General features: G+C 40.4%; 21 protein-coding genes and 1 tRNA gene. 6 read left to right on the forward strand and 16 right to left on the reverse strand.

The features are described from left to right. The first annotated feature begins 103 nt into the window (after positions 1-103). Positions 104-556, forward strand: coding sequence for a hypothetical protein (locus tag AC3WVG_RS02260; protein ID WP_488796557.1), 453 nt, complete (start codon positions 104-106; stop codon positions 554-556). Positions 557-1,259: 703 nt separating this feature from the next. Then, positions 1,260-1,955, forward strand: coding sequence for a DUF5714 domain-containing protein (locus tag AC3WVG_RS02265; RefSeq protein WP_488796558.1), 696 nt, complete (start codon positions 1,260-1,262; stop codon positions 1,953-1,955). A gap of 90 nt (positions 1,956-2,045) precedes the next feature. Here the strand turns inward: AC3WVG_RS02265 and thiL are convergent, their stop codons facing one another. From thiL to AC3WVG_RS02280, 3 genes are all read right to left on the reverse strand, one after another. After that, positions 2,046-2,996, reverse strand: a complete 951-nt coding sequence (gene thiL, locus AC3WVG_RS02270; RefSeq protein WP_488796559.1) for a thiamine-phosphate kinase — start codon at positions 2,994-2,996, stop codon at positions 2,046-2,048. Positions 2,997-3,136: 140 nt separating this feature from the next. Next, complete coding sequence (locus AC3WVG_RS02275; protein WP_488796560.1) at positions 3,137-5,257, reverse strand: ATP-dependent helicase; 2,121 nt, start codon at positions 5,255-5,257, stop codon at positions 3,137-3,139. A 4-nt stretch (positions 5,258-5,261) separates the two neighbouring features. Next, entirely contained in the window at positions 5,262-6,563 is a 1,302-nt protein-coding gene (locus tag AC3WVG_RS02280) for an alkaline phosphatase family protein (protein ID WP_488796561.1), read from the reverse strand. Positions 6,564-6,673: 110 nt separating this feature from the next. Between AC3WVG_RS02280 and AC3WVG_RS02285 the strand changes: the two genes are divergently transcribed. Together AC3WVG_RS02285 and AC3WVG_RS02290 are read left to right on the forward strand one after the other, a co-directional pair. Continuing rightward, a tRNA-Leu gene (locus AC3WVG_RS02285) sits at positions 6,674-6,763 on the forward strand. Positions 6,764-7,301: 538 nt separating this feature from the next. After that, positions 7,302-8,177 (forward strand): DUF2569 family protein, encoded by an 876-nt coding sequence (locus tag AC3WVG_RS02290; protein ID WP_488796562.1) that lies wholly within the window; start codon positions 7,302-7,304, stop codon positions 8,175-8,177. A gap of 311 nt (positions 8,178-8,488) precedes the next feature. Here AC3WVG_RS02290 and AC3WVG_RS02295 read toward each other — a convergent pair whose 3' ends face one another. The 13 genes from AC3WVG_RS02295 to AC3WVG_RS02355 form a co-directional block, all read right to left on the reverse strand. Further along, positions 8,489-8,956, reverse strand: a complete 468-nt coding sequence (locus AC3WVG_RS02295) for a hypothetical protein (protein ID WP_488796563.1) — start codon at positions 8,954-8,956, stop codon at positions 8,489-8,491. 90 nt (positions 8,957-9,046) lie between these two features. Next, positions 9,047-9,382, reverse strand: a complete 336-nt coding sequence (locus AC3WVG_RS02300; protein ID WP_488796564.1) for a hypothetical protein — start codon at positions 9,380-9,382, stop codon at positions 9,047-9,049. Between the two features lie 89 nt (positions 9,383-9,471). Then, on the reverse strand, positions 9,472-10,602 hold the full coding sequence (locus AC3WVG_RS02305) for a hypothetical protein (protein ID WP_488796565.1): 1,131 nt from the start codon (positions 10,600-10,602) through the stop codon (positions 9,472-9,474). Further along, on the reverse strand, positions 10,586-10,759 hold the full coding sequence (locus tag AC3WVG_RS02310) for a hypothetical protein (RefSeq protein ID WP_488796566.1): 174 nt from the start codon (positions 10,757-10,759) through the stop codon (positions 10,586-10,588). The genes AC3WVG_RS02305 and AC3WVG_RS02310 overlap by 17 nt, the downstream gene beginning before the upstream one ends. Positions 10,760-10,840: 81 nt before the next feature. Further along, the gene (locus AC3WVG_RS02315; protein ID WP_488796567.1) at positions 10,841-11,233 is read right to left on the reverse strand and encodes a hypothetical protein; all 393 of its coding nucleotides are present in this window, start codon (positions 11,231-11,233) and stop codon (positions 10,841-10,843) included. Positions 11,234-11,345: 112 nt separating this feature from the next. After that, the gene (locus tag AC3WVG_RS02320; protein WP_488796568.1) at positions 11,346-11,963 is read right to left on the reverse strand and encodes a hypothetical protein; all 618 of its coding nucleotides are present in this window, start codon (positions 11,961-11,963) and stop codon (positions 11,346-11,348) included. Then, positions 11,938-14,670, reverse strand: a complete 2,733-nt coding sequence (locus tag AC3WVG_RS02325; protein ID WP_488796569.1) for a hypothetical protein — start codon at positions 14,668-14,670, stop codon at positions 11,938-11,940. Before AC3WVG_RS02325 ends, AC3WVG_RS02320 begins: the two co-directional genes overlap by 26 nt. Beyond that, the gene (locus tag AC3WVG_RS02330) at positions 14,670-14,885 is read right to left on the reverse strand and encodes a helix-turn-helix transcriptional regulator (RefSeq protein WP_488796570.1); all 216 of its coding nucleotides are present in this window, start codon (positions 14,883-14,885) and stop codon (positions 14,670-14,672) included. Before AC3WVG_RS02330 ends, AC3WVG_RS02325 begins: the two co-directional genes overlap by 1 nt. Before the next feature lie 576 nt (positions 14,886-15,461). Continuing rightward, positions 15,462-15,710, reverse strand: a complete 249-nt coding sequence (locus AC3WVG_RS02335) for a hypothetical protein (RefSeq protein WP_488796571.1) — start codon at positions 15,708-15,710, stop codon at positions 15,462-15,464. Between the two features lie 177 nt (positions 15,711-15,887). Then, entirely contained in the window at positions 15,888-17,150 is a 1,263-nt protein-coding gene (locus tag AC3WVG_RS02340) for a tyrosine-type recombinase/integrase (protein WP_488796572.1), read from the reverse strand. Between the two features lie 299 nt (positions 17,151-17,449). Then, the gene (locus tag AC3WVG_RS02345; RefSeq protein ID WP_488796573.1) at positions 17,450-17,905 is read right to left on the reverse strand and encodes an Hsp20/alpha crystallin family protein; all 456 of its coding nucleotides are present in this window, start codon (positions 17,903-17,905) and stop codon (positions 17,450-17,452) included. Positions 17,906-17,940: 35 nt separating this feature from the next. Beyond that, positions 17,941-18,309 carry an Hsp20/alpha crystallin family protein gene (locus AC3WVG_RS02350; protein ID WP_488796574.1) on the reverse strand — a complete coding sequence of 123 codons (369 nt, stop codon included), beginning with the start codon at positions 18,307-18,309 and terminating at the stop codon, positions 17,941-17,943. A 15-nt stretch (positions 18,310-18,324) separates the two neighbouring features. Then, the gene (locus AC3WVG_RS02355; protein WP_488796575.1) at positions 18,325-18,738 is read right to left on the reverse strand and encodes an Hsp20/alpha crystallin family protein; all 414 of its coding nucleotides are present in this window, start codon (positions 18,736-18,738) and stop codon (positions 18,325-18,327) included. 560 nt (positions 18,739-19,298) lie between these two features. Here AC3WVG_RS02355 and AC3WVG_RS02360 point away from each other — a divergent pair. Beyond that, on the forward strand, positions 19,299-20,153 hold the full coding sequence (locus AC3WVG_RS02360; RefSeq protein WP_488796576.1) for a tetratricopeptide repeat protein: 855 nt from the start codon (positions 19,299-19,301) through the stop codon (positions 20,151-20,153). 22 nt (positions 20,154-20,175) lie between these two features. Next, the gene (locus AC3WVG_RS02365) at positions 20,176-21,105 is read left to right on the forward strand and encodes a type II secretion system protein N (protein ID WP_488796577.1); all 930 of its coding nucleotides are present in this window, start codon (positions 20,176-20,178) and stop codon (positions 21,103-21,105) included. The last annotated feature ends 64 nt before the right edge of the window (positions 21,106-21,169 follow it).

The raw sequence follows: 21,169 nt of genomic DNA on the forward strand, positions 1-21,169 counted from the left end.
AAACCGAACCCCTAAACCACCGCCTTTATTAAAAATTTTAACCGGACACTAGTGATAGAAAATATTTTTCAAAAATCTAACATCTACATAAGGAGGTTAAACCATGAGCATAATAGAAAACAAAGAAATACCCAGTATTATCGTCGGTGCTTCACTGCATCATGCGATGCAAAAGATAACAGAAAATACCACGGGTGAAGAAAGAAAAAAACTACTCAGGATAGCGGGGCAGGCAGTTTTAGACTTTCTTAAAGAAAACGATATAGTCAAAGATAGGATGACTCTTTCTGATGTGAAGCATGTATTTGTTGATGTTCTTGACCTTCTTGATGATTTGAAAATTGAAGACAAAGAAAACGAAATTGTCTTTAAACTAATAAACCCGCTACTAGCTGATTGCCTGCGAGAAGCCTACCTAACAAACACACCTGTCTTCTGTCCGTATATTGGAGTTATTGAAATACTTTATTCACAAATAAATAAAACAAAACTCGATCTTACAGCTGTAGAACCTCAGAAAGAGGGTAATCTGGAGCTAACATTCAGGAAATGTTAAAAAATTCATAATGACGAATTTGGCCGAACATACAAAAAACAAATTTCACGATTCTGCCAAACAAACCTCCAGCTTAATGAATTGATATTACTAAAAATTTTAAACCCATTAAAGACAGACGAACATGGTATGTTAATAGGCACGGCCCCTTTAGAGTAACCATCTGCTTAACCCTATTTCCCTCTCCCTTAACCTCGTGGAATTGATCCATAGGACTGTATCATCTTTTGGTGTCTCGCCCCAAGATGTGCGGCCTTATATGGTGCCCGTTAGCACAATTTTGTACTCCGACTCGCTTTACAGAATTCACCTCACGATAATGCTCTTGCCCCCGGCTAGGCTAATAGTTTATGGCAAAAGCCATCTTGCTAATCGACTAGCTACTGGCAGAGATACTCCATAAATCCACACATACTAACCATACACAATTAGGATAGCTGACATGACCATTCCAGAGATGGACCACAAGCCGGTTATCAACGTTGTCATGACATCTGCTAAAAGACCTAAAGCAGCTAGCGGTCAATTACAAAGCTGGAGTCCTGGCCAGACTGCTCACGTTCTAAGGAGTGAAGGGGATATGATAAAGAATAAAAAAATAAAAAACGGTTCAAGTTGTTGAGCGCAACCAGCTAACAAATCCGGTCGGGTTTATACTGGTTCTTCTGTCCAAACTGATTCTGGGAACAACATAAAAAACTGTATGGTATGCGGGTCTCAATTAGAATATCTCAACCATGCAGTAGAGCTGCAATGCTCCAATTGTGGCAGACTTGAAACAGGTCATATTCGTTGCCCAAACAACCATTATGTTTGCGATATATGCCACAATCAACAAGCTATAAAAACAATCAAAGAAATTTGTTTGTCGGCTAAATCTAAAAATCCTTTTGAGATTGCAGAGCAAATAATGGCGCTCTCTCAATTTCCTATGCTTGGATGTCACCATGCCTTTGTTGCAGCAGGCGCCTTAATGGCTGCTATTCGCAATGAAGGGACAATAAGAGTCGCTGACGAACAAATTGAAGAAGCATTCAACCGCACAGAACGGCAAGCTATAGGTGGTTATTGTGGGTTAACAGGGGTTTGCGGCATTGTACCGGCCATTGGTGCTTGTTTTTCTATCCTGCTTGGTTCTAAATGTGGAACGGATAAAGAACAGAGATTGACTATGGAAGTAGTTTCAAAAGTTGTTCATGCTATTACAGAGTTAACAGGACCGAGTTGTTGCAAAGCTTATGTTCGAATAGCACTGGAAAAGGCCGTGTATTTTTTGAAAGATAATTTTAAGATCAATCTTGTACTGCCTCCGCCTCCTATTCAATGTAGAGCTATCGACCAGCATCCACATGGATGTCGAGGCATAAAATGCCCTTACTTTAGTGAGCCCAACACCTAACAAATCGCCCGGCCCCGGTTTCAAAGTATTTCAAAAAAACAATAAAGTGTTATCTTCAGTCGTTTGAGGCCTGAAGCAAATCAAAACGATTCAACCAACAAAGTGATCAAATCCCTTTATCCCTATTCTTGTCCCACGCACAAAAAGACCGGGGCTGGGCACTACTTTGCCTAAAATCCAGGCATGTGGAATAATCTTTTCTACTTTCGAAAACGATTTTGGTGAAGTTGCCCCGATCAATGCATAATCTTCACCACCCTGCAGGCTAAACATAAATGGATCCTGTTCTGTCAGGCGACAGTAGTCTAACACTTCCTGGTGCAGAGCAAAACTTTCTTCATCAATCTCTAGCCCCAAACCAGTACCCAAAAAACGCGGTATGTCCTGCGCCAGTCCATCTGAGACATCCATCAGCCCCTTGACGCAGTCTATCTTGGCCAGAAGCATTCCTTCACGCACCAGAGGCTCTGGAGAAAGATGCCTGGAAATGGAAATGGGGAAGTCTTCCTGGGGGGTGGTTCTTTGTTCCAGTATATGTAGACCTGCCCTGGCCAGGCCAACATGACCAACCACAAAAACCAAGTCATCTGGAGAGACATTTTGACGACAAAGAATCTTTTCCGGACACTCACCCCAAATCGTAATACACAGACTTAACCGCTCACCCAGGCTTAAATCGCCCCCGGCCAAAGCCAAGTCAAACTGCTTGGCTACATTGGACATGCCATTGAATAAGCGGTGCGCAAAATCTTGGTCCAGATTCCTGGGCCAGGTAAGACCCAGCTCAAACCCCAATGGTTTGGCTCCCATGGCAGCCAAGTCGCTCAAATTAACAGCCAGGGCCTTGTGTCCAATGTGCTCAGGCCTAAAATACTCGGTACGGAAATGGATGTCCTGGATAAAAAGATCAGTGCTTATGCTTATGCGGGCAGGAGTATTTAAGACAGCACAATCATGACCCCGGCCCAAGAAAAGATGAGAGTGCTCTTGGGGAAAATAGGTGTCGATCAGGGCCAAAAAATCATCTTCGCTTTTGAACATACGGCTCTCGAGTTTTAAATTTTGATTTTTGAGTTGAATGAGAACGAGATTGCCCCGCTCAGGCCGCTAACCCTTTAACCTTTGACCCCTAACCTCTAGCCTTATCAAAACATTGAACTCAGGACTGGCCAACCTAATTTCTAATCCTCAAACTCCAGGTAGTCTCCAATTACTGTTTTTAGACCAACCCCCGGAAAATTGACCTTGAACTTGTTGGGCGGAATTTCAGCAATGACCTTACCTCGTCCAAATATCTTGTGCGAGCAATAACGACAATCAGGCCTCTGGCCGAGCCCTTGGCCGTACGTCTTTTGCCCTAAGGTTTTGGTCCTGGGTTTCTTGTTTTGAGTAGGTACCAGGCTGCCCAGATAATTTTCGCGCCATTCTTCAAATAATGAATTGTCCAGTTCCTGGATAAAGGGACAGGGGAGCACTGACTCATGCAGGCCCTGATAACGGTTGTAAATGGAATCAGGGACGAACAGGGCAAGGTAATCTTTGGCCCTGGTACAGGCTACATACAGAAGCCTGCGTTCCTCTTCCATCTCATCATAGTCCATCAGGGCATGTTTGGATGGAAAGCGCTCTTCCACCAGGTCAATAATAAGCACTGCTGACCATTCCAGACCCTTGGCAGAGTGCACCGTGGATAAAACCAGGGTGTCTTCCTTGACCTTGTTACCCTCTGGGTCCGGATTTTCCAAACTCATATCAGCCAAAAAGATATCCAGATTGTCATAAGCAGAAGCTATTTGGGCCAGCTGTTCCAGGCCAGTGGCTCGTTTGGGATAATCATCAGCAAACTTCTCTTGCATTATCGGCTGGTAAAACCTGACTATCTCATCTAATATTTGAGCCGGACTGTCTTGCTTGGACCGCAACTCATCCAAAAGATTCAGGATATGTTCTAATTGCTTGCTCTTTTTACATTGTTTTTCAATGTACTGGCTGTTGCCCTGCATAAAAGCATTATAGAGCCGTTCGCAGGTTTTGGGCCCGATACCCTTTAGATTGGACAGCCCCCTGGTCCAGGCCAAAAGGTCTGCCGGATTGGCCACCAAACGCATAAACGCTAAAACATCTTTTATATGGGCTGCTTCAGAAAATTTGATCCCACCAAACTTTTGAAAAGGAATGGAAGCTCTGTTTAGTTCGACCTCCAGCGGATATGATTGATATCCAGCGCGAAAAAGCACTGCGATTTCGTGAAGAGAATATTTTTTGGTAAGTTCAATAATTTTTTGAACCACAACCCTGGCTTGACTAAGGTCACTCAAGGGGCGGATCAATTGAGGTTTGAGAGATGACTTACGTTTGGTAAACAGGTTCTTGGGGTATTTTTCTGTAGCCTGAGCCAAAATTTGGTTGGTCAAATTTAAAATTGGCTGGGTAGAACGATAGTTTTGTTCCAGCTTAATAATTTTGGCATTATTAAAAATTTTAGGGAAATTAAGGATATTATTTACATTAGCACCCCGGAAAGCATAGATAGACTGGGCATCATCCCCCACGGCCATGACATTGCCCTCGCTTCCGGCTATAAGCTTAACCAACCTTCCCTGCACCAGGTTAGTGTCCTGAAATTCGTCCACCATAATGTATTGAAATGCTCGATGTAAAAAGTCCCGTATATCATCGTGCTCCACCAGAAGCCGCTCCAGCTGGAACAAAAGATCATCATAGTCGAACAGGCCGTGTTTTTGCTTAAAAAGTTGATACTCTCTGTAAATGCGTTCCAGGTCTTCGGCATAGCCTCGCAGATGATATGCTTCCTTGAGCAAAACCTGCTCCAGCTCCATTTCCTTGTTTCTGGCCTTGCTGATCAAAGCGAGGACTGTTTTTTTCTTGGGAAAAGAACGGTCGCCCTGCCCTATTTTAAGTTGTTCTTTGACACTTTTGAGCAGGTCTTCGGCATCACTGGAATCCATGACAGTAATGCCATTCACGTATCCCAAGGCAGTGGCAAATTTGCGCAACATCCCGTACGCAAAGCTGTGAAAAGTTCCGCTGTGGACACCCAGTAGTCCTCGCCCAAGCAGGCTTTCAGCTCTCTTCAACATCTCCCCTGCTGCTTTGCGGGTGAAGGTAAGCAAGAGAATATTTTGTGGGCTCACCTCATGTTCTACAAGATAAGCCAGGCGATAGACAATGGTTCTTGTTTTGCCGCTGCCAGCTCCGGCAATAACCAGAACAGGGCCAGAAGTGGTAGTTACAGCGTCATACTGGGCAGGATTCAAGTCTTTTTGGTAATCTATCTTCATAATTTTAGCTGATGATATTCTTTTTGCCAAAATGAGCCAGGATTTCCTGGCCGATCTGTCTCAGTTTTTGTGGGTTAAATCCTTGGCTGTCAAAGAAAAAGGTATCTTGAACCGTATGACAACCAAAGCGGCCAAAATGGCCGAAAATTTCCTGTCGGTCAAATTTTCCCTTGAGGTCGAAGCCGGGGTTGGGCAGACAAACCAGATCAGGCGCTAGATGTTCCGCGTCCGGATAGAGCTCATCTTTTGTAAAAACCCTCTCCATGACCTTTTCTCCTGCATAAGATAAACTCATAAGCCCTGCCTTGATTTCCTGGATAATTTTTGGTGCATCAATATGTGTTACCTGGCCCCTGGGAAACAAATCTTTTTTATGCAGATAAATTCTACCCGCATCCAAAGCAAAGGCCTGACAGTTGGAACTTATTATTGATGCATCCAACTCATGTCTGGGCTTTTGGTCAAATCTAAAAAAGCCAGCCCTGGCCAGCCATGCATTCAGATCAACTTCAGTCTTCAAATTGGTAAAACCATGGTCTGCGAGCATGATCAGCCTTTTGGGCTCAGGCAGCCTGTCAAATCTGTCCAGTACCTGGCCAACAGCCCTATCAAAGTCACGCATGAATTCCATACATTCGCTGTGTAAGGGATGGTTTTCCTGTATCAAGGCTGGGAAAAGAAAATGAAAAACCCGATCTGTTTCAGTAAACACTATCACAAATAGATCCCAAGAAAGATCCGGCCAAAAAAGTTCCAGGGCTGCGAGCTTGGAAGAGAGGGTCTGTTTGAGCTCTCTTAAAAGCAGTGCAGGATCTTTGGCTCCTCTTATGGTGTCTGCCTCCAACTTATATCCCTTGCTCTTAAGAATGGCAAAAAGGGGCGGAGGAAATACTGCTTTTTTTAGATCCTGGGCCACAAAACCAGAAATGAGCATACCTTTTATTGGCCTGGCAGGATAGGTATTGGGCAGGTTAATAACTTTGGAAAGAAATCCTTTTTGCCCTAACTGGTCAAAGATAGTAGGTATCTTGACCTGAGAAAAATCAGTTATATAAAGCCCGTAATCTTTGGGAACTATATTGGTAAAACCAAAAATACCATGAACTTCCGGACCCTCGCCTGTATAAAAAGAGGTCCAGTTCACCGGAGAAAGTGGTGGAATTTCTGCCTGAATGGGTCGGCAATAAGGAGAGTCAACAATTGATTTTAGATGGGGTAGAGCTCTCTTCTGACAAAGCTTTTTGACCAAAGAATAAGGCAAGCCATCCAAACCAATAACTAAAATACGCTCTCGTTCCTTAAGCATATACAAATCTTAACAGTATTGGCTTGAAAAGACTAGAGTGTAAACCCTCTCTCAAATGCGAGTAAATGGTTGACGAGAATTAAATCAAAGTATAATGAAAGGTCTTCTTCGCCCGGGTGGCGGAATTTTGGTAGACGCAAGGGACTTAAAATCCCTCGAAGCTTAGCTTCGTGCCAGTTCGAGTCTGGCCCCGGGCACCAAGAAATTACAAGGGCTTAGAGGATATTTACAAAAAGTTCCCCTGAGTCCTTTTTTTATTTTATGAACTATTTGTCCAACTCCTGTCCAACCTTTGGAAGCAAGCCACGCTAAAAAATTTGTGGTTAACCTGTCCAACCTTTGTCCAACCCAGGAAACACACAAAAAACTCCGTTTACCAATCAGTTGTCCCAAATAAGACCTGACAACAAGACCAACACTGTCTTTTTTTAGGGTCAACTATTTGATATTCATCTAATACTCTAACATACCTCTATTTAACTCCAGTGCAGACACAAACAAAAAGGCCAGGCAGACACTCCATCAGGATTGATTTAATTTTTGAAAAATTTCAAATTTTATGAATTTTGTGCTAAGTTTAACTTGACCTTGCCGGCTGTTTTTTGCTTATAATTCATCTTAAAATAATATAGATTTATAAATACGAAAAAATGTCCTCATTGTGGCTTTATAAATCCAGAATCAGCACAAAAATGTAATTGTGGTTATGTTTTTTTGTCAAAAAAGAAGGAGTTAAGCTTGCACAATACATCATTATCACACTCAAATTTTACCTATAAACAAAAGATAATTAAATCACAAAAGATAATTGTAGGAATAATAATATTAACTCTTTTGTTTATGATGTTATTCCCCCCATTTCATGAAAAAAGAGGAAGAATAACAATAAACTCTGGCTATTCTTTTATATTTAGTCCGCCAAGTAAATATGCCACAGTTAATATTGGGCTGTTAATAGTTCAGTGGTGTTGTGTGTTAATGGTTGGTTGTGGATTACTATTTCTTTTTAAAAAAAAATACCCTACTAATAATGACGAGGACGACATTATTATATTAGATAATCCAATTATCGAAGACGAAGACAAAGTCGACAAAAATACAATTAAATTTACTTCTAGCTCTCAATTGAACAAAACATTAACGAATTCTAAGGAGCCAAGGGGAGTAGGAGGCTGGTTGCTTTTTTTCTGTATAACTCTCACAATCCTCTCCCCATTATTTACCATAGGCAGAATGAATTATCACTGGGGGAAGATTTCGTCTGTATTTGCTGTATTTCCAAATAGTTTTAAAACTGCGATTTTACTAGAATGCAGTTATTCTATAACAATTTTAGTCTACGGATTTATCGTGGGCATTATGATTTGGACTGGCAATTCATCTGGAAGGAATTTGGCAAAACAATACCTTTTAATACGATTTTTTAGTTACATAGCTGTTGAGATGATTACATTGTTAATGATATCCGATTTACCTTCTTATATATTTATTGCAGTAGCTACAGCATCAGGTAAATATTTTTTTTCAGAAACAGTATTTTTTCTTAGTTGGTGGTTTTATTTTAAAAATTCAAAACGTGTTAGAAACACATACGTTTCTTTACTTGCTCCCTAAAACTTTTTTAAGGCACTTTACCAAAAATCAAAACACTTAAAATTAAGCAAACATGTCAACACCATATTTTCATTAATCATTACACCCATGACACTGTTCAGGTTTATAAATGCTAGAAAGGTGTAATCTTATAATGCAATTAATCATACAGAATATGTTACATTAATTAAATGGCTATTTATTTAACAGTTAATATCGAAAAAGTATAGACAACAACTTCATGCTTAAATCAATTTGTGATCCTATTTGGCGATAGAGTACCTGTATGATGAAAAATCTAGTTACACAATTAAGTTGATAGATCACTTACTTCACAACCAATCAGTGGCATTCCTTAAGGCATTGCGCTCCTTAAGTTCCTGGACAATCGCTTGTCTTACTTCTGGTGCAGCCCCGCCTATTGCCCCAAGAACTGTAACTTGAAACTCTTGAACCGCTTTCATATCATAAAGACTTTTAAAAATATCGAACCACAATCGAACCTGCTGCCTAATTTCTGACAAAATCTTTAGTCGAATTTCTGGCTCTGTCTCAATCTTTAACATATTTTTACATTCTTCATTGATCTCTTGAAGCTGCTGTGTGATATTCAATTTTTGCTGAATAATACGATGAGCATTCTCTAAAGCCACACACTTGGCAACATCCGCATTCAATTGCTTCTTCAACTTTGAAATCGCTGCCATGCTAACATGAAAATACTCAGCACACTCTTTTACACTTTTGCCATCCTTAAGCATCCTCAAAAGCCTCTTCTTATCCACAACGGCTTTTGCCATCTTTACCTCCAAAGTTAACTCAAATTAACCAAACAATAACCGAAAAAAAGTCTACCTAATTATTTTTTATGTAAAATCAACAGGTTAAGCTCAAGTTCGAATTAACTTAATTAACTTGTGAAATTCCTTTTCTATCCTCTGCATTTCTTTTCGGTCGTAGCTCAAGTCATCCTGACTCTCGCCCTCGGTTAATAATTTAATCAAAGCCTTTTCATTTTTCTCTTTTAACGCATCGGTCTTATCAAAAAACTCCATTATAGCCATTTCTTTTACAAGCAATTTTAGTTTATTCAGAAGAAAACCTCTAAACTCTTCCAAAATATCAAGGCTTGCATTGTAATGTTCTAACCTATCAAAGTAATCCATCTCATTAACAACCTTTTCATGTTCAAAAAAATCAATGATTTTCTCTTGAAGTGCGTTCATAATTGTTACTCCATACTCATTAAAAGTTTTATATTATACGATACAAACTTAGTTGCTGAATCTAAAAACCCCATTATTTACTCCTGTGTTTACCATCTATCTGCACCGGCAGCTTTACCACCAAATCCGGCTCCACCTCTACCACCGCCGAATCCTGCGCTACCGTGCCCAACACCACCAACAGAACCGCCACCGAAACCACCGCCACATCCATTGCCTTCACCTCGACGGCTTGTTCTACGTACTGAATTCATCGCATGTTCTACAGCCTTGGTAATGTTGGCCTTTGTTATACTTTTTGTAGACTTATTTTCTTCTGACCATCCGGTCACGTCCAAGCTTTTCCAGCCGCCTAGATTTTGTCTATCAGCAAGACTAATTGGACTTAAACCATATCCATAACCATTAGGCATATTTGTTCCTGTTGAATAATTCGAGTTTTCATTTACCCTAAAAGACTTGCCTGTTAATGGCTCGATTGCAATTAAGTCGTCTATACCGCCTAGTGGAGTTTGTGTTGTCCCTGTGACCATGCCGTAAGGAGACAGTAAGCCAGAAGATTCATATAGTCCTGCACCCATAGATTGTGCTATGTCTTTAGCCTTGGCATATCCCCTTAATCCTCCTGTTATTCCATATTTGCCATAAAAATCTTCAAGTGGGTCTCTAATATCTTCGTCTGGCCTTATGTCTGTCCAATCACCTATGGCATCCATGCCTAGCCCCAAAAATGGTCTAGCAATATTTATAGCCAGTCCAGCCCCTGGGGTGAAAAAATTTGCGCCCATACTTAATTTACTCAGCAGTGGCGAAGTATATTGGACGCCCATTTCCCGCATTGCTAGATTTGAAAACGGTCCTAGAAGATTAGTTGGGTCAGCACCGATAGTTAAGGCATCACCAAAAGACTCCCCCATAAATAGCGGGACAGCAGTGTTAGCTAAACTTTTAGTCCCTACACTCATTAAATCTTTTTTTAATAAATTAAGACTGCCAGGCATCCAGTCTTTAGGGGCAGTAGAAGACGGAGTGAACTCAAATTCTTGTTCGCCATCACTCAATAGTTTGCCGGTTAAAGCACCAGTAAGCCCGCCGATAATCCCCGATTCAAGAGATGGAGCGGTAGGCCCCCAAAAGTCTGAAGGAGAAAAGTAGGTTGGGTTATATGGGTCAAATGCCAATCCATAACCATAGGCAGGAAAATCATAATAATCGGCCATTTATTTCTCCGCCTACGTATTGGCCTGGTCTTTTTGATGTAAATAGCAATCCTTCTTGCCGGATCAATTCTTGAGCTTTCCGGAGCCTGTCTAAAGCTTCTAATCTAGTCACAAATAAGACACTTGAAAAAGTGACCTCTTCTTTTTTTTCTGACATAATTTTCACCTCTTTTATTCCTGCTTAAAGATTTTAATCACCTTTTATAAGTTTTAAATTTATTATTAGAAATATTATAGCCTAAGCGATTACCGGCCATTCTAGCTCCGTTTTCGACCTGTCCATAGGCTTAAAATTATGCTTCTGAGCTATTGCCTTTCGCTTTTCTCTTGTTGCCCGTGTAATGTTTGGATTTGTGCCTAACCTGAATGGCCACAAATAACAGGGGTCATTGCCCAGGTAAGTCTCATTAGCTTGGCAACCTTTCAGCTCATTAGCACTACCAACACACTTAATACAATATTTGTGGATCATCTTAACTAAACTTCTGCTTGCACCTGGCTCAATTTTGCCCGTTCTGTATGGAAACAAAACACAAACTTCATCTGGACATTCAGCCACAAATTTTGATTTTCCACCCATGCAGCCTAAACATTGACGTCTTATTGCTTGCAATGGACTTAATCTTTTCACTATATCCACCTATCCAATTGACTAGATTGTAGATTCAACCAGGTAACTACACCAAAGAGAATAACTAAATTCATCAATGACCAATTGTTTAAAATAAACAGTTTCAATCTTTTCATTGAACTACCTCCGGCCTTGCTGTTTTGTAGGCCCTGAGTATGCCAGAAGTTATGAGCTTAGATTTTGCCCTGCCATCACCATAAACTTTAGTCTTAAACGCTGGTTTATGGCATGTAACGCAAACCTTACTTCCGGCCAGGTTAATCCAGTATGAATGACCGCCACAACATGAGCATTTGAACTGACCTTCTCTTCTCTTTTGTGATGTCTTAGCTGACAAAGAAGCAAGGCATTCAGGTTTAAAGATGTATTCTTTGGCATCCAGAAACAACTTTTGAAATTGATATTGCTGTTCCCATGTCCAATTTTCAGGATATACTGGCCAGCATCCACCTTGCCCATCTGTAGCCAAATTCAACCCTTCGGCTCTATGGGCTTCAAGCATATCCTGGAGCTTTTGAAATGCTACTTCAGGCGTAAAGTCTAGCTGTGCCGATTCTGTCTCTGGCTGCTTGTCTTTTTTTAACTTATCTAAAATATCGGCCAGGTTAGCCTTTGCATATTCAATGACTGACTTGGCCTCATCCTCTGTCAGGCTTGAAAGGCCAGCAATCTCAAGCTGGCCGTCCACCAGTTGAAAATCAACCTTAGTTAATGGTGAAGCGGATAACATCAGGACCACCCCACTTTTTAGATTGGGTATGAAATTTTTCGTCATTACCGTCATTGGTGTCATTGTTCTGTGATTTCAACAGGTTATGACATGACGGTATTGTGACGATGTTCTTTTTATTGTCATTACCGTCATCGATATCGTCACTACTTAACTTGTTAAAATTGTTAGATAATGACGATAGTGACGATGATGACTGTTTTTTACATACCCTTTCTAAAAGGATGTATCTTGTTTGAGCTTCTCTCGATTTTTCAAAAAGGTAACCAGCTTCCTGCAAGAAAACAGCTAGTCTCCCAAGTTTTCTGGATAAAGAGTTTCCCGTTTTCGGCCAAATCTTCAGCCTTTGCACTCTTTCGGGCACTCTGGAGTTTAACTCCTCCAGCAGTTCGCTGGCCGTCCCACTAAATTTATCCGCCTCATCGATAAAACTAATGACTGCCTTAGCGACTTCATCAGCTTGAAGACTATCGGCTACAAGGTCCTTCCGCTTAGCATCGTAAGCCTGAATAAAATCATCTGGCAGCCAAAAGTCCAACAATTCAACGAGTTTAGGCTCGCAGGCAACAATCCACTTTGCAAAGTCTGCCATCCGAGGCAGCCGGTCGAGCTTTACGGTATCCCAATTTTTAAGGCCACAAGCAACAGCATCAAAGAGACAGCCCAGAGCTTCGGGCAAAACAGCATGAAATTCAGCCTCAATCTCAGCTAACGGTCGCCTTTCATTTTCAGTGATAGGTTCTAAATTTAAAATTAAAGCTCTATCTGCTAAGTCGTTTCTTGTAGCGATGGCATCTATGCCGTTCAGGATTACCGGCCGCATAGCTTCAAAAAAAAACTCTTCGCCGTTAGTGTAAAGCTCTCGCTTGGATAAGGCGCCACCTGTTGCGAGACGAGAAAGCGCATCTGATAACCAGGCTGGCAACCCACTTAAATTGTCGAAACTTAGGACATGGTTGTTTTGCGCTGCTATTAGCAAGTCATCTTCATTGCGTGGGATGGTGCGGACTGGAGCAACAAAAGGGTCAAGCAACATCTTTAAGAACTTGGTTTTTGTAGATTTCCCCGTTCCCTGTGGCCCCTGAAGCAGTAAAAGCGGATAAGGTCCATCAGGAGCTAAACAGCCTAACAACCAGGCTATGCACAAGATTTTATCGTTTTTGTGTTTAAAACCAAATAATTTCAAAATGTTGCATAACCCATCTTTGCTCTTCTTAGGCGTCGGCAAAGACTTCATACCGTTGGGTCGCCGGAAGACTACTGGAGATTTATTTAAGACACTCCAACCCGCTGTGGTAATTTCCACTACCCGCCATTTATCGTCACCTAAATCAACATAAATGTTGTCTTTGTGCGCTATACGCAAAAAAACAGGCAAATTTTGACCTTCAAACTGTGCTTTTGCTTCTGCTAGCCCAACAGCATCAGCAACGGCTTGCGCACCTGGAGGCTTTTGAAATTGTGAATAATATTGATGAGTGATCCATCGTTTAAAAGCCTTTGAACGAACAGGATAGATTTCAAAATGGTCGCCTTTGTCTATTCTTGCGTAGGCATCGTCCTTTTGGTCTCGAAACAGCATAACGCTTGAATTTTCAAGTATCTCTCCCAAAATTTGAGCTTGTGTTTTCTTAGGCTCTTGCTGTTTATCATCAGATTTATTAAGTCCATCATACTTCTTTTTATGGTGTTTAATCCATTGCAAAACCTCATCTTGTGTCCAGTCTTCATTAAGCGCATCAGCTAAGTCCCAACCCTTAGCTTTGTCCTGTGGTGGCTCAATCAAATAAACAGTTTTTGCACCTACTTTGAGACAACTTTTAGCAACTTCCCTGGCAGCTTTTCGGCCCGGGTCATCGTTGTCAGGCCAGACACAAACAACACGGCCACGCAATGGGTAGAAGTCAGCATACCGGACAGCATTCGTTCCCCCGGGCCAGGTCAAGACCGCATAGGCATCTTTGAGCAATTCCTGACCGGCATCCGATGCCTTTTCACCTTCCACAACCAGAACAGGTTTTTGATTTCCTGGAAGCTTCCACAGTCCATAAAGCGGACGTGGCTTTTCAAAGGCTTTCCATTGCCAGAATAAATGGCCGTTAGTGTCTTGCCATAATGTTTGAGGCAGGATTTGCTTGCGCTGGCCCGCTGGCTCAAATCGTATCACATGACCAAGAATGCGCCCTTTTTGGTCTTTATATGACCAGACTTTTATCGATTCGCCTAAAAGGGGATGGTTGAAGTTCGGTTCAGGTGCATTGGAAGAGATGAGCGTAACCTGGGTAGGACCCTGAAGTCCAAACTTCTGAGCTAACTGTGTCGTTGCTTCAATCTGAGACAGACTCTTCAGATAGGCATATAGCGAAATCAAATCAGCGCCGTTGTCATCTGTGGCAAAATCAGCCCACACGCCGGTTTTAATGTTTATTTTGAAACTTCCACGCTGATTATCTGCTCTGGTGGGATTACGGGCAACATATTCGTCCCCTTGAAGTTTTCCATCAGGCAACCACGATTGAAGCAGTCCAGGACACCGCTTCAAACATTCCAGCTTTACAGCTTTAAAATCAACTTTTTGGTTGACACGTTCTTGTTTGGTTTGTATATTAAATTTGTTATTAGGAGGATTAAATTTCTCTTGCTGCCCACCTCTAATGGCCCCACCATCGGGAGGAAGGGCAGCTTCTTTTTTTGCTATCAACTCCATCAAACCTCCTCCATCTTTGATGTAAGCCAGTCAATAAAGTCATCCCGTCTGTACATCGTGCGCCTGCCAATTTTGAAACACTGTGGCCCCTCGCCTCTGCTCCTCAGGTTTGCCAAATACCCACGACTATAAAGCCCCGGCATTAAATCAGGGATTGCCTGTTCTGCAAAAACTGGTGGAAGTGCTGACTCTAAACTTTGAATTAAATCATTCATAAAACAACCTCCGTATAAGTTTTGTCGTTTTATACCATGTGAAATAAAAAAAATAAAATTTTAACTTTCTTTTAATGCTTCAAAATAACTGTGTTTTTTAAGGTTGGAGGAAAGGATAGAACCTCTATTGATTATTCAAAGGGTTTCCCTAACTTTTTGATTACATCCACCCCTCCTACACCCCCCAAGTCTTCGGGCAGATAGTAAATTCTCCCGCCAATTTTCTTGAAGCATGGCCCTTTGCCTCGACTTCTCCAAGTGTTTAAAGTGTTTGCTGTGGCATTGACGCCTAAATCCTTAAGAAATTTTGCCGCCTGCTCAACATTTAAAAAACCCCCAAAAAAACTTAAACAAAAGACTTGACATTCTAAATTATTTTATAGCATAATAAATAAATTTTGTCAAATTTATGGCTTAATTTAACATCTTGAAATAATTGTAATTTTTTAAACGTGGAGGGTGCATATCATTCCTCGAAGAAAAAACAAAAAAAGCCAGACCACCATAAGGCAATCTGGCTTGAATTCGCTTTAATCCTGGTTAGTTCCAGGACTAGACCGGGCAAATATCATTTAGTTATGCAGCTTTTTTTATGTCTGAAACCTTTTTTTGCTTTGCAAGGTAACCATCGATCAGCTCGCCAATCTTTATGTCAAGATCACCTTGTGCCTTCTCCATAAGCGCCCTGCCCACAATGCCTACATGGCACCACTCAACACCGCTATCATCTTTGCTCCTCTGGCTATCATCAAGTAAGTCAAAAAAACAAATAAGAGGTTCAAGCGCATCATAAATCTTGTCTTGGAGCTCTTTCTTTAATTCCATAATTCCTCCATTGTTAAAAGTTAATCCTAATTGCAGACATTGCAGACCTTAGCATACAATTATCTGCACCTCATCAATCACTATCATTTCTAGGTTTGCAGACGTTACAGGTATTGCAATTGTAATATATCCACAAACTTGTTCCCACTTCGGGTGGCATATAACAATTTTTTTAGTCTAGTTATTTTCTATTTGTGATTTAACCGGAAACTCCAAGACTTTGCCAGCAGTTCTTTTTAATGCTCGCTCAAACTTCCGCATTGCATCAATCTTATGTTCTTGTAGAACATGCAGATATTTCTCTGTAACTTTAATTGTAGAATGCCCCATAAGTTCTTTCAATGTATTTATCGGCGTACCATTTAAAACGTGCCATGTCCCGAATGTGTGCCGCAAGCTATGAAAAACAACCCTATCTCTTGGGTCATCAATTCCGTCATTAAAACCTAGTTTGTCCACAATCTTCTTAAAAAGCTTTGGTATCTCTTTAAAAGGCTTTCCGTAAGCATCTAAAAAAATAAGTTCATTCTTTGCGCCTGGCCCTCTATTAAGAAGCATGTCTTTTGCTTCCTCGGTCAAGGGCACTGTGCGGTCTTTGCTGTTTTTGGTGTTTTGTGATTTGTAAACGACAAATTCATCTTCAAGGTTTACATCCCCCCAGTGCAAAGAAAAAATTTCTTTAGCTCTTGCGCCTGTGTGCAGTGCCAGCAACGCCATGTCATGCAGATCTGGCCGTTTCTCTTTTAATGCTTCAAGCAATTCCTCTGCTTCAGCTTGTGTTAAATATCTAAGTCTTGAGTTCTCAAACTTTGGCAACTTGATTTTCTTTCCAGGCCACACTGTGGAGACATACCCTCGGTCAAGGGCACTATTCCAAATAGTTCTGAAAGTAGATAAAACATATTGTCTATAACGAATGGATAAATCTTGTTTATCCATTAATTGAATTATAGCCTCCAGGTTTTCACGGGTTATTTTTTGTAAAGGCAAGTGTCCAATATTTGGATTGAGCCAGCGGTCGAAATGCTGTTTCTCTTTCTTATATGTGCCAGGCTTTTTACTAATCTGGGCAGAAGGATAATAAATTTGCTCAAAAAAAGTTTTCAGTGTGATGCTTTCCCGTTCCTTTATTTCTTGCTCTAAACGCTCCTGCTTCTTACGTTCTTTTTCCTGCTTGCGCCTTTCTGCCAGTGTGGAGGCTTCCTTTCCTAACCGGTAAGCTGTTTGTAACTCTTCCCTTATTTCACTAGCCTTTTTTGGAGTTAAAACACCACCACCTTGCCACTTGCTTGCCCAACCTAAAGCTTCCTCTTTTAACTTGCCATCTCGTTTATAATAAATCACAAAATATCGGTCAGGCTTGCCTCTAAATGGCCGCTCTGGATGCTCACGATAACGAACACCCTTATATCCTGTTTTTATCCATTTATACCTTGCCATGAAAATAATCCCTCTGCCTCAAGGTTAAAAACTTTGTCCAACCCTTGTCCAACCTTTGAAAGTTAAACATCATCCTTTTAAGTGAAATAAAGTGAATATAGAAGTAGGGGGTTAAGCTTGATATGTCAAGGCTTTTGTGGCTTTTTATGAAAAGAAATAATATTAAGTGAAATGGTATGTCGAGAAACTTAAAATCCCTCGAAGCTTAGCTTCGTGCCAGTTCGAGTCTGGCCCCGGGCACCAAGAAAAACAAAAAAAGGAGGGTACACCCTCCTTTTTTTTGCTCTTTTGAAATTTTATTAACTTTCAATGGCAATACGTTTGGCTTTGGCAGACTCAACCTTCGGTAGCGTAATGGTTAAAACACCTTTTTTATATTTAGCTTTAATTTTATCCTTATCCACTTCGGTAGTTAAAGGAATAGTACGGTAGAAAGAGCCGTAAGAACACTCCATGTGTACCATATTCTCTTTTTCCTCTTTCTTTTCCCTCTTTTTTTCTCCCTTGATAATCAGATAGTTATTTTCAATAGTTACATCCAAATCTTTGGTATCCAGACCAGGAATTTCTGCCCGCACGACTATTTCATCATCTTTTTCACTTACTTCAACTGCAGGGACGAAGCCAGGTGTAAATTGCTCAAAACCCAAAAATGGCTGTCTCCACATTTCTTCAAACAGGTCAAAAATGGTTTGAGGACTCTTTATCTCGGACTCTTTTTTTCTCCGTAAGACCGGGAACATTCTTTCAAACATAATATCACCTCCTTTATTCTAATGTCTTGTTTATATTATTCAGCCTGAATCTCGATTTTTCTCGGTTTGGCCTTTTCTGCCTTAGGCAAGAAAAGCTCCAATACACCGTTTTTTAATGTTGCTTTAATATTTTGGCGATCAACAATGTCAGAGATGGTAAAATTACGCACATATTCACTATCGCCAAATTCAAGATGGATATTGTTTACATTTTCCCTCTTAGGATAAACAGCCCTGGCACTAACCTGGAGTTCGTTGTCTTTAAGATCAATTCTTAAATCATCCTTGCTCACTCCAGGAAGGTCCATATATATATGAAATCCATCTTCTCGTTCTATAATATCAGTATTAGGAGCAAAGCGTGGCAGTGTATTGGTCTCTTTTTTGGTTACTTCTTGGGTCATTATGCTCACCTCCCATTATTCAGTTTCTATACTGATTTTCTTTGGTTTGGCTTCATCAGCTTTTGGCAAAACTATTTCCAACAATCCGTCCTTCATTTTTGCTTTTACTTTATCAGCTTCAATTGGTACATTTAAATTTATAACTCTTTGGAATACACCAGTTGGTCTTTCCTGTCGATAGTAATTACCATTATCTGCCTTTCTGTTACCTTTGATAACTACACTGCCATCGGTTAAAGTTAATTCTAAATCGTCAATATCCATCCCAGGAATTTCAGCAGTTACATAGATATTAGCTTGATCCTCAGTTATATTGATAGGTGGATATGATGCCCGTCTCTGGCTAATTACATTTGGTTTCCAGAATTCATCAAAAAATCTATCTATTTGTCTTGGCAAATCATAAAATGCACTAAAATCGATTACCATAATTATCACCTCCATGAATCTTTTTTTGCAATATATAATAAACACCAAAAGAGAGGCGTCAAGAGGATGTGCCAAATTTCGACACAGCCTGGCCTCAATTGGGAAAATTGGGAAGAAGGGAAGTTTAACGAGATGAAAGAAATAAGCGCTCCTGACTAGCAATTATGCCCTACTGACTTAAGCTTTTACTGTACTAGGCGTTTTCCTTATATTCTTAGACAATCACAACCTTCTCCTATGACTACTGACTACCCCACTCTATACCAAATGTGACTCAAAATTATTGGTTATTTCTGACCCAGTTTAATAAAAACCATTACCACATACAAAAAAACATACCTTATAAGCCCTTTACAGTTATTCTCTCGCCTGAGGCAGGACTAGGTGAAGAATCCTGAATATATGGAAGAAACTTCTTCCCTTCGTTCGGAAATAACGTTAAGCGATGTAAAGATGGCAAGACAGTCTTGGGAATAAATTACAAATTGGGGCAATCGACCTTTTCCGTCACCATCATCCTAAATAAACTCTTAACAACTCAAAAAAACGCAAGGTTCTCAATGTCTGCAACAAACGCAACAAAATTTTTAATCTGCTTATTCTTAATATTTGCAGGTTGTGCAGCTTACAAAAGCAAACCAGACAGCCAACTGAAACCAATATCCAATGTTAAACGTGGCCTGTTTTTTTACACAAGGGGCGAGTATGAAAAAGCCATAAGAGCTTTTAATCTAGCTATAAAAAACGAGCCTGCCAATGCAACCTTGTATTTTAACAAGGGACTCTGCCAAGCCAAGTTAAAACTTTACTCTAATGCCATTGAAAACTTTACACGAGCCATTTCATTAAAGCCTGACTTTGTTCAAGCTTATATAAACAAATCTGTAGCCTATGCAGAAATTAACAACTTAGATGATGCAAAAAAAATTTTGCAACTTGCATTAAACATAGACCCAAGTAATCCATTGACACACTACAATCTTGGCAACATTTATTTACAAAAAAGACAATATGATCGTGCAGCTTACTGCTACACACAGGCAGTTAGCTCCAAACCTAACTTTACAAGTGCTTACTTAAACCGTGGCATTGCCTACTTAAAGTCGGGTAAAGTACAACAGGCCTTGCAGGATTTGACTCAGGCTACGGCTCTCAATCCCACAGATGTCCATGCATATTATAATCGAGCTCTTATTTATGAGGCCTCAGGCGAAATAGACCAGGCCCTTGACGATTATTCCCGTGCTTTATCTCTGGATCCTGAATTTGCTCCTGCTTATTATAATCGAGGGATTCTGCGTCTGCGTAAAAACAAACGCAAATTAGGCTGTGCTGATTTAAACCAAGCCTGCAAATTAGGTCTATGCGATCGGTACAAACAATTGCAAAATAGTGGAGAATGTCCGGTCGAATGATGAAGGAAGGAAGATGCGGACAATGGGCCACAAATTGTTAAACAATGAAAAATTGAGTGAAATTATCAACACCTGCCGAGAATTTTTCCTAACCATTGCACACTCTAACAATCTAAAATATATAGTGCTCGGGGTAAGTATAGTTATCTCATCCATTTGTCTGGGCAAAACAATAACTAACTGGCTAGCCTTTAAACTTTTCCCAGAGCCTGGACTGACCCTACCTAATCCTCAAAAGCCAAATTTTTCAGCCAATACCAGTACCAAGATAAATCCTCTGACCCTAAATTATAAGTCCATTATTGATAGAAATTTATTTGGCGGAGAACCTTATAAACCTGCTATCCAAAAAGAAGAAGAGCAAAAGCCAGAAGATCTCCCGTTGGCCACGCTCAGGCTTAAACTTGTAGGGACTATCGTGGACAGGGATGGGGACGTCTCAACAGCTATCATAGAAGATTTAACAAAAAGAGAACAAGGCCTTTATCATGTGGGAGACAGAATCAAAAATGCTCTGATAAAAAAAATTTTGCGCACTTATGTGATCGTTAATACAGGAAAACGAGATGAGATTTTAAGCATGCATCCAGAAGAATTAAAAAATAAACAAAAGAATTCAAGTCGTACAACAAAAGGAAAAATAAAGATCCCCAGAAAAATGATCGAAACTTCCATGAGTAATTTGGCCAATATCATGCAAGATGCTCTGATACAACCCTACATTAAACGCGGCCAAATAGCTGGCTTTAAAATCACCAAGATAAAACCAAACAGCATTTATACACAACTCGGGCTACAAAATGGGGATGTGCTTCTGGATATAAATAAGGAAAAATTGGATAATCCTAAAAAATTGCTCAACCTTTATGAACGACTCAAAGATAAAAATAAAATTAAGCTAAAAATATCGCGAGGAGGAAAGGAAGAGACGCTAGAATATCTGATATACTAGTGTAAATGTAACCGCCAGCAATGACACATAAATTTGTGACTTTCCTGACTAAAGACCGACAGTT

The organism is Desulfovulcanus sp. (genome assembly GCF_982781345.1).